Here is an 8,981-nt window from a genome sequence, read left to right on the forward strand (position 1 = left end):
ACACATAAAAATTCCGATGCCGTCACGTTTTTTTATTCATACGGTATCCCCGTGGATTAGCAAGCTGATCGGCATATGACCCCGCTTCGCGGACTCACCTATTTTCAGCGCACGGAAGGAGGTGTTCTCCTGTTTGGATCATAAACAAATCATTAATCAACGGCAATTCTCTTGGCTGGTCTCTTCCGTCGTCACCAGCGGCGGCATATTGACCTTGCAAAATGTGTTGATACGAATCAGCGAAACGGATGCCTGGGTCAGCTATTTACTCTCTATTTTATATATCTTTATCGTTGCCGGCTTTTTCGCGTATTTGTCGAGCCTGTATCCTCAAATGCACATTTTCGAAATATCCATGCTCCTGCTCGGCAGATGGGGCGGAACCTTGGTCAATCTGCTTATCGTTTTTCATATATGGCTAATTGTCTTGGGCGACCTTGCTTCGGTTGCCAGATTCACCGGCACTTTATTACTGCATAACACGCCGTTAGAAATCTTGATCATGCTGCCCTGTCTGTTGTTGATCTATTTCGGCCGAACCAGCGTAGAGGTGATCGCTCGCGTCAACGATATCTTTTATCCGCTTTTCGTCGTCACGGTTTTATTGATGCCGCTGCTGCTGTCGAACGAATTCTCCCTTCAGCTCATATCGCCGGTGCTGACGACCTCCTACCAGCATGTAAGCTCCAGCAATTTCCTGGCCATCGGGGGAACCGGTGATGTTTTCTTTCTGGGTGCTTTTCTTCACACGATTTGCAATACCAATCAGATCCGCTCCTCGATCAGACACGGGGGATTGCTTGGCATTTTTTTAATGACGCTCATCCTATTTCTTATCCTGATCGTGCTGGGTCCGAAGATGCCGGGCAACTTTTTATATCCGACTTACAATCTGGTGCAAATGATCCATGTCACCGACTTTCTGGACCGGCTCGATCTCATTATGCTAACGATATGGCTTCCGACCTTTGCTTGTAAAATGGTTGCCCTTTACTTGGCGCTGCTCATAGGCATTAGCTCTATCATCCGTGAACACGACTATCCGACGATCAATAAGCCGGTTGCCCTTTTCCTGGCGTTGACGACGATTCTTTCATTCAAAAGCACAACGGAGCTGAACACATTCGCCAATTTCAGCACCCCCGTAATTGTCATTTTTTATCAGCCAATGGTCATAGCCGTAATGATCGCAGCTGCGATGATGCGTCATCGGAAGCACCCGCCTGCCGTACCACAATCGAGCGACGTAGCGAGTATGAGGGCCTCCCCTTCCCAGAAGGCGGCAAAAATGAGCGTGCGATTTTCCTACAAACAGTGGGTGTGGATTGGCAATATTCTGATGCTCTTCTCAGCCGTATGCATCGGCATCGGATTGGCCATGGGCAAGTATATGCCGGTCATAGGTACGGCTTGCGGCATCTGTTTCGGCTGTTGTCTATTTCTGACGGCGATGACAACTTATATGGAGGTGAGCTTATTGAAGCAGTCGCAAGCAGGTAAATGAAAAGATCCCCGAATTCCCGGAGGACCTGCGGTTTGAAAGAAAAAAACGTACCCGCCGTTTAAGCAGGTACGTTCATGTTAGATAGGCACAGCCTGGTTCATTCGACTTTTGGCAACTTTGAGATAGCCATACATATTAAGGAATTCGCTGTCAGCTGCGAATCGCAACTTCATTGATCCGGCAGCTTCCTGGATATACGGTTTCAACGCAGATGCGCCGCCGCCAATCACATAGAAGCATTGGATGTCGGGATATTTACGCCAGCGCTTTTTGATCATCTCGAGCATGCGCAGGGCTGCCCGGCGGAAATGCTGGTCGACAATCGGCCGGATATCAACTTGGCCTTCGCCGATCAATTGAATCGTGAATTCCCGATTCTTAACGCGCTGTACGAGCTTCGCCCGGCTCGGGAAGACGTAACCATAGGCGTCCTCCACATCCCGGATGATCGCATCCAGGTATGTGGCGATGCCGATCTGTTCGCCATGACTGAAATGATTGTCGATCGCCATCCGTTTGATGACCGGAAAATCCGTCGTGAGCGCACCGATCTCGCAGACGCCGATACAGCCGTTGTAGATTTCTTCGTCCTTGACCATCAGGCTGTCATGCGTAGCAAGGTGGAACAATGCGGCTGCGCCTTCGATGGAAACAGCGACCTTCCGGATTGAGACCTTGATCTTGCGATTATGAAGCTGTGGCGTGGAAAGGAAGGTCACCTCGTGTTCGCCAAGAAGTCTTTGCTCGAATTGCTGATTGAATTTCGCAAATGCGCGTACGGGAAGTCCGGTTCCGAGCACATACTCCACTTCTTCGGTGGTGCCGTAACCGCCTGCGCCGACGGATGCTTGATTGATCAATCCTTGATAAGCCAGCGCCGTTAACGCAACAATGAGAGATTGGTCGGAAACCGCTTTGTTATCCGTGTCTTCGAGCTCCTGGTTATCTTCATGCTCCAAAGCGAGCTGGCCGACAAAATATCGCTGGTTTCTTTGCGAAAGGGACGGGCTGTAGATCATCACGTCCAGCGCCTTCCAAGGTGCATCCTCTTCCTGCAAAATATGCCTTTCGTATCCGGGCGCGATGATATTCGGGATGACCAGCGGTTCTTTAGAACCATCCAGCACCAACTTGATGCTGTCGTTACCTATATCCATACCTGCAAGCTTATTCATAAGCGCCTCCATTGCGATTACCTTATTATGCTAAGTAGATTCGATCTATTCCGACAGGAATCCTTCCTACTAAAGTCTCATTTTCATGTGTCCGCCAAGATATCAAGAGGGTTTTTATCGAAATGTGACGAATGGATTACAAAGAAGATTACCAAAATCAACCACGACAGGAGATTTATATAGCCGTTATGAAGCTCAAATGGAAACCCAAAAAGCTGACGCTGGTCATCATACCCGATGCCAATCAATCCGTCGTCAGATTTCGAATTCCCCATCTGTTCGCTTATATAGCTGCTGCATGTTTCTCTGTGCTGCTGCTCATTTCTATCACCATTTACACCCTGCATGCGCATACCGTGAAAACGGCCAGCGACCTTCAAACCAAGCTGAATGGCGCGAATCAACAATGGAGTGCCACGCTAACGAGCAAAAACCAAACGATTGAGCAGTTGCAGAACGAAGTGATCCAGCTGTCCCAGCAAGCTGAACAGATGAAAGCCAAGGTTGAAGAAATGAAGAAATTAGAGAGTGATATCAAATCGATCGCACAGATCGATGGCAGCGCCAATCCTACTAAAGACCCAGTTGCGATTCAAGATGGTCCAAAGGATGGAGACGCCTCATCCGCTCAAACGGGTATTGGCGGCAGTCCGAATCCGGTCTCTCAAGAAGATATTATGAAACTCGGCGAACAAACGCTCGCCTCCCTCTCCGAATTGGATAGCGATGTAAAAGAACTGCAAACAAGCTTTACCGAAACGAAGGAAAAGGTAGCCGTCAAACAGCAGCAGCTGCGGGTGACGCCAACCCTGTTCCCAACAAAAACCAAGGTCATCACATCGACCTTTGGCTACCGCACCGATCCTTTTACATATCGCCCAAGCTTTCATTCGGGCATCGATTTTGGAGCCAAAGAGAATGATCCCGTCTTCGCCACTGCAGACGGCAAGGTCGTCAGCACCGGTACAGACCAGTTTCATGGCAACAACATCGTCATCGAGCATTCCAAGGGCCTCCGCACTTGGTACATGCATTTGAATAAAATCTTGGTGAATAAAGGGGATAACGTAGAAAAAGGGAATACGATCGGTCTCGTTGGCTCTACCGGACGAAGCACTGGCCCCCACCTGCATTATGAAGTGCTCAAAAATGGAGAAAGCACGGATCCCAAACCTTATCTGAAATCGATGCGAAAGGATGATTAACGATGTTTAAAAGCAAGAAGCTTTCGATCAATCCGAATACGACCGACACCCTTATCGGGGAGGGAACTTCGTTCGAAGGCCGTATTAAATCTGAAGCCAGCATTCGAATCGAAGGCAGCATTACAGGCGATATCGAGTGCATGGGAGACGTCATCGTCGGCGAACATGGAAGCGTCAAATCCAATATCTCCGCAAGAGATGTCGTTCTCGCTGGAAGCGTCCAAGGTAACGTAATCACCAAGGGCAAGCTGACAATTACTTCCACAGGTTCTCTGCAAGGGAACATTAGCGCAGCGTCATTCATCATTGAAGAAGGCGGTCTGTTCCAAGGCAATAGCAAGATGGAAACAAAAACAGCGGCTAACGCTTCGCAGAGCGGCGAGCCTGAGAATGGAAACAAGCCCGCTGCAGCACCTGGCGGCGCATTTGGCGGGAATACCGTTGCGATGTAATCGGCAGTTAGTCGCTGCATTTGATTAGGCATGATCTCAAAAGTCATGGTATAATGGCTGGAAATCCCTAATTTCTGGCTGATGCAGGAGACATACTGATGAGAGAACAAACGATTTTATTCGATCTTGACGATACGCTCGTTCACTGCAACAAATATTTTGATTTCGTCATCGATCAGTTTGTAGACCTGATGCTGACATGGTTTTCCGGACATGCGTTAACGCCGAAAGACATTAAACAGAAACAACTCGAAATCGATCTCGCCGGCGTCCATATTCACGGATTTATGCCGGACCGTTTTCCCAAATCGTTCGTTGAAACTTATCAATGGTTTGCGGAGCATTACAACCGTCCGGCAAATCCGCAAGAAGAATCTTGGCTGCTGCAGCTTGGTCATACCGTCTATGAATACACCGTGGAGCCTTATCCGCAAATGAACGAAACGCTGGAATCGCTCCAGCAAGCGGGCCACAAGCTGTTTTTATACACGGGCGGGGACGCTTCGATCCAGATGAAAAAGGTTCGGGATTGCGGCCTGGATACCTACTTTGACGACCGGATCTTTGTCACTCTGCATAAGACAAAATCGTTTATGCAGTCCCTGCTTCAAGAACAGCGACTGGATCGGCATCACACGTGGATGATCGGCAATTCGGTCAAAACCGATGTACTTCCGGCTCTGCACGCAGGCATTCATGCGATTCATATCCCCGTCGCGCAGGACTGGGAATATAACAATGCCAAGATCGACATCGCGCCCAAAGGAGCATTCCTCCAGCTGAATTCGCTGCAAGAAGTGCCCGAGGCGATCCAGGATTATATAAGAAAAGCATAGCCAGGCTGCCATAGGCGGTCCGGCTATGCTTTTTCCTTTTTAGGCCGCGACATCGCGTCTGCGGAATATTTCCCAAGATAACACGTTAAACAACAAGAAGTAGAAGATCAGCACGCAGATGGAGAAGCCCATCGTCATCCCTTCCGCCATCGGTCTTCCCTCCAGATATTGGGTCAGATCCGTATTGGCAAAGAGGAAGTATTTGCCCCAGCTGTAACGCAGGAGCAGCATGGTCATGATTTGACCCGCAAACATGATGAAAATACTGATCCCGATCGCCAGCGATGAGCTGCGAAATACGGTCGATATCATAAAAGCAAGTGTCACGACCATGATCAATTGGATCAGCTTAAAACCGTAAGTCGCAAGCACATACAGCAGCATGCTGCTTTCATGCACGGAGCCGTCTGCGCTTACTTTCAAGTGCGGGAGGCCTATGTTCTGGAAGCCGTATAAAATTCCATTGATGATAACTGCGCTAAGAAACAATACAACTAATAGTGCCGCTGCGAATAGCAGTGTCGCCGCATATTTGGAGAAAAGAATCTTGGCCCGTGTCGCCGGCCGTATGAGCAGCAGCTTGATCGTCCCCCATGTAAACTCTCCCGCTACCATATCGCCCGCAATAATGACTGTAAACAGGGTGACGATTTGAATGAGATCCGACGCGCTTTGGACGCCTCCCCACAAGGTATTCTGAACAGGAGGCATATCATGATCCAACGCGTATTGTTGGAGGGCTATCTCTTCCTTCATGCTCTGTTTGAACTTCGCAGGGAGATCGGGATTGGTCAGTTCTTTTGTATTGTGCTCGATAGAATCTTTGGCAGCCACTTTCCAATCATGTTGATTGCTTTCATAACCGGAGTGGGAGAAAACCGAGGCCATAACAACAATGGCAATGAGCAGTAGACCCAGAATCCATGTGCGCAGCCTGCGGTAAATTTTCATATTTTCGTTTTGTATGAGATTAAGCAATTTGATCACTTCCCGTCATTTCCAAAAATTGATCTTCCAGAGACTTCGTCGTGGCGCGAATGCCATAGACATGAATTCCCGCATCGACAAAACGTTTGTTCCACGCTGCGATCTGGTTCCTATCGAGGCTCATGACCAGTTCACGTCCTTCTACTTCAGCTTTTTCCTGAGCTTCGGCTAACAGTGCCGTCGCTCTATCCATAGGCTCTAATTCAAACGCAACCCGCTGCTCGCCTTCAGCCCGAACGTATTCCTTGATCAGCCTAACGTCAACAAGCTTGCCGTTCTGAATAATGGCGACACGGTCGCACATCAGCTCCATCTCGGACAGAAGGTGACTGGACACTATGACTGAAATCCCGTCCTCCCGCGTGAGCTTGCGCAGATGGTCGCGAAGCTCGCGAATGCCTGCGGGATCGAGCCCGTTCGTCGGCTCATCCAGAATGAGGACGGACGGCTTATGCAGCAGCGCCTGTGCAATTCCCAGCCGTTGGCGCATGCCTAGCGAATAGGTTTTGACCTTATCATGGATTCGGTTTTCCATACCGACTAGGGTAATGACCTCCTGAATGCGCTCCTCGTGAATCCCGGGGATCATTCTGGCGTAATGCACAAGATTGTGATACCCGCTTAGGAACTTATACATTTCCGGATTTTCAACAATCGCTCCAACATGCCGAATCGCCTGCTCAAAATGTGTCCGAATCGACTGACCGCCGATCCGGATGTCGCCTTCGGTAATGGACATCAGTCCGACCATCATGCGGATGGTTGTTGTTTTGCCTGCGCCATTGGGGCCGAGAAAACCAAACACTTCACCCCGTGGAACATCAAAACTTAAATGATCAATAATTGTTTTGGAACCGATTCGTTTCGATATATTTTGAATCTGTACAATCGGCAATTGTGAATCTGCGTTAGACATTTGGTCACTCTCCTAAGAGTTTTTCGCCAGAAAAACTGGCTTCGGAAGCATAAAACTTATACTACAAATTGTATCTCACCCGCTTCGACGTTTCCTAGTGGCAGAGGTCATGAAGAAGTCACATGAGAAGTCATGTCAGGACTATGACTGATCTCACTATGGAATTTGCCGGTTTTTATGTACAATGTTCTTACAAGCATGAATATAAAAGGAGTTAACCATGGTCCAAAGAAGAGATTGGCATAGTGTGGAATGGTCTCTATTTATCGTTTTGACCGGTTCAACGCTGCTCAGCCTGCTATACATCCTTTTGCACATGAACGAGTTTAAAAACATTTCTGTTTTGTTTACGATTCTTTCCATTCTCCTTTCTTATGCCCTGCCTCTACTATTTTGGAGGCCCAATTACGTTAACGCGCCACTATACCCGTTGGCAGTCCTGCTAACCGGCGCGCCTCTGCAAATCTATCTTTCTTGGATGGAGCAAGAAGCCTACTCTATTATTAATTGCCCATTAATGGTCATTGGATTCCTCACCGATCGAAAAAATGCATGGTGGATCGCTCCTGTCTTCCTTGTAGCCATGCCCGTCTCCTACTTTTTCATCCTGCATCGCGGCATGGGACTGGGTGAACTATCCAGTGAAATCTTGAATGCTGCGCTTTTATTCGCAATCGGGTTGAGCTTACAGCGCGTGGTGACATCGAATGAAAAAACCGAAAAGCTTTTAGCGGAAAACCAGCGCCAATATCAATTAATCCATGAGCAAAACAATGCCCTGGAGCAGTATGCAAATCAAATCGAACAGCTTACACTGCTGGAGGAGCGCAATCGCATGGCGCGTGAAATGCATGACACAGTCGGACATACCTTCACGTCGGTCATCATGGGCATGGACGCCGTATCCTACCTGATCGAAGCCTCACCGGAAAAAGCCAAATCGAAGCTGGACGTGCTGCGGAACGTAACCCGCAATGGGCTGGAAGAAGTCCGCCGAAGCATTCATCAGATGGTGCCGGGCGGGGAGGATATGATGCTGTCGCAGCAGTTAACCCGGCTAGCCAACGAATTCGCTCTGCATACCGGCACCAAAATCTGCTTCAAAACGAACGGAGACGAATACGAAATCCCGAAGCAGACCAAACTTTCTTTAATCCGCTGCCTGCAGGAATCGCTGACCAATGCCAAAAGGCATGGTAGAGCCAACACCGTCGAAATCATCCTGACTTACGGGGAAGATGTGGTCGATTTGCGCATCGAAGATGACGGCATCGGCACCGAGCAGCTGAAGGTCGGCTTCGGTATCAACGCCATGCAGGAGCGGATCTCAGCCTTGCAGGGTACGCTGCAGGTTAGCTCGGCTCCTGGTCAAGGAACCATCGTTTCCTGTTCCATTCCCGCCAAGCGCTTTCCTTCGCTCTAGTTCGTTTTGGAACCGGATGGTACAATTGAAGTAGAGGCTACAAATGGCGGTGCTTGGAGGCGTTTGGGTGAAGTTCGGAGCCGGTTCGGAGTCGGTTCAGGTCTAGTTCCGAACAAGTTCGAACCCAGTTCAGATCAAGTACAGATTAGATTCGTATCTCGTTTGAACACCATTCGACTCCCACTCAGGTCAAGTTCAGGTCAAGTTCAGATCAAGTTCGAACCTCATTCGAATCCCGTTCGAGCCCAGTTCGAACCAGTTCGGATCCCAGATTGCTAAAGAACAAAGGTCGCTATTAGCGTATCCGATTGACGCTAATTTTTTGAGAAACGGTCAGAACGTGGCGCGAGCGAACAAAGGTCTTTGTTTAAAGAACGATGTTCTTTATTTATGGAACCTTGTTCTCTAATCGATCTTTTGCGGATGAAGTAAAATAGTTTGTGTACCAATATTTGGAGTATTCCCTTCAAATAAAAAGGCAGG

Annotated in this window: 8 protein-coding genes; 5 read left to right on the plus strand and 3 right to left on the minus strand. The window is 48.7% G+C overall.

The window, feature by feature from the left end; genetic code table 11:
• Nucleotides 1–133: 133 nt before the first annotated feature.
• Nucleotides 134–1,504 carry a GerAB/ArcD/ProY family transporter gene (locus ACFQZT_RS26325; RefSeq protein ID WP_379304801.1) on the plus strand — a complete coding sequence of 457 codons (1,371 nt, stop codon included), beginning with the start codon at nt 134–136 and terminating at the stop codon, nt 1,502–1,504.
• Between the two features lie 77 nt (nt 1,505–1,581).
• Here ACFQZT_RS26325 and ACFQZT_RS26330 read toward each other — a convergent pair whose 3' ends face one another.
• Complete coding sequence (locus tag ACFQZT_RS26330; protein ID WP_379304803.1) at nt 1,582–2,679, minus strand: ParM/StbA family protein; 1,098 nt, start codon at nt 2,677–2,679, stop codon at nt 1,582–1,584.
• 188 nt (nt 2,680–2,867) lie between these two features.
• On the opposite strand from ACFQZT_RS26330, the gene ACFQZT_RS26335 reads away from it, so the two are divergent.
• From ACFQZT_RS26335 to ACFQZT_RS26345, 3 genes are all read left to right on the plus strand, one after another.
• Nucleotides 2,868–3,884: a peptidoglycan DD-metalloendopeptidase family protein gene (locus tag ACFQZT_RS26335; protein ID WP_379304805.1), complete on the plus strand. Its 1,017-nt coding sequence runs from the start codon at nt 2,868–2,870 to the stop codon at nt 3,882–3,884.
• Between the two features lie 2 nt (nt 3,885–3,886).
• Nucleotides 3,887–4,336 (plus strand): bactofilin family protein, encoded by a 450-nt coding sequence (locus ACFQZT_RS26340; RefSeq protein ID WP_379304807.1) that lies wholly within the window; start codon nt 3,887–3,889, stop codon nt 4,334–4,336.
• 98 nt (nt 4,337–4,434) lie between these two features.
• Complete coding sequence (locus ACFQZT_RS26345) at nt 4,435–5,172, plus strand: HAD family hydrolase (protein WP_379304808.1); 738 nt, start codon at nt 4,435–4,437, stop codon at nt 5,170–5,172.
• 39 nt (nt 5,173–5,211) lie between these two features.
• On the opposite strand, the gene ACFQZT_RS26350 is transcribed toward ACFQZT_RS26345, so the two are convergent.
• Both ACFQZT_RS26350 and ACFQZT_RS26355 read right to left on the minus strand, forming a co-directional pair.
• Nucleotides 5,212–6,150, minus strand: coding sequence for an ABC transporter permease (locus ACFQZT_RS26350; RefSeq protein WP_379304810.1), 939 nt, complete (start codon nt 6,148–6,150; stop codon nt 5,212–5,214).
• Nucleotides 6,143–7,075, minus strand: a complete 933-nt coding sequence (locus ACFQZT_RS26355; RefSeq protein WP_379304812.1) for an ABC transporter ATP-binding protein — start codon at nt 7,073–7,075, stop codon at nt 6,143–6,145. Before ACFQZT_RS26355 ends, ACFQZT_RS26350 begins: the two co-directional genes overlap by 8 nt.
• A gap of 220 nt (nt 7,076–7,295) precedes the next feature.
• Between ACFQZT_RS26355 and ACFQZT_RS26360 the strand changes: the two genes are divergently transcribed.
• Complete coding sequence (locus tag ACFQZT_RS26360) at nt 7,296–8,498, plus strand: sensor histidine kinase (RefSeq protein WP_379304814.1); 1,203 nt, start codon at nt 7,296–7,298, stop codon at nt 8,496–8,498.
• The last annotated feature ends 483 nt before the right edge of the window (nt 8,499–8,981 follow it).

The organism is Paenibacillus sp. GCM10027628, from assembly GCF_042676385.1.
Taxonomy (GTDB): Bacteria; Bacillota; Bacilli; order Paenibacillales; family NBRC-103111; genus Paenibacillus_E.

What these genes read in the sequence shown, in the direction of transcription:
- ACFQZT_RS26335 (WP_379304805.1), top strand. Translation starts at nt 2,868, where the DNA reads ATGAAGCTCAAATGGAAACCCAAAAAGCTGACGCTGGTCATCATACCC.
- ACFQZT_RS26345 (WP_379304808.1), top strand. Translation starts at nt 4,435, where the DNA reads ATGAGAGAACAAACGATTTTATTCGATCTTGACGATACGCTCGTTCAC.
- ACFQZT_RS26360 (WP_379304814.1), top strand. Translation starts at nt 7,296, where the DNA reads ATGGTCCAAAGAAGAGATTGGCATAGTGTGGAATGGTCTCTATTTATC.
- ACFQZT_RS26355 (WP_379304812.1), bottom strand. Translation starts at nt 7,075, where the DNA reads ATGTCTAACGCAGATTCACAATTGCCGATTGTACAGATTCAAAATATA.
- ACFQZT_RS26330 (WP_379304803.1), bottom strand. Translation starts at nt 2,679, where the DNA reads ATGAATAAGCTTGCAGGTATGGATATAGGTAACGACAGCATCAAGTTG.
- ACFQZT_RS26340 (WP_379304807.1), top strand. Translation starts at nt 3,887, where the DNA reads ATGTTTAAAAGCAAGAAGCTTTCGATCAATCCGAATACGACCGACACC.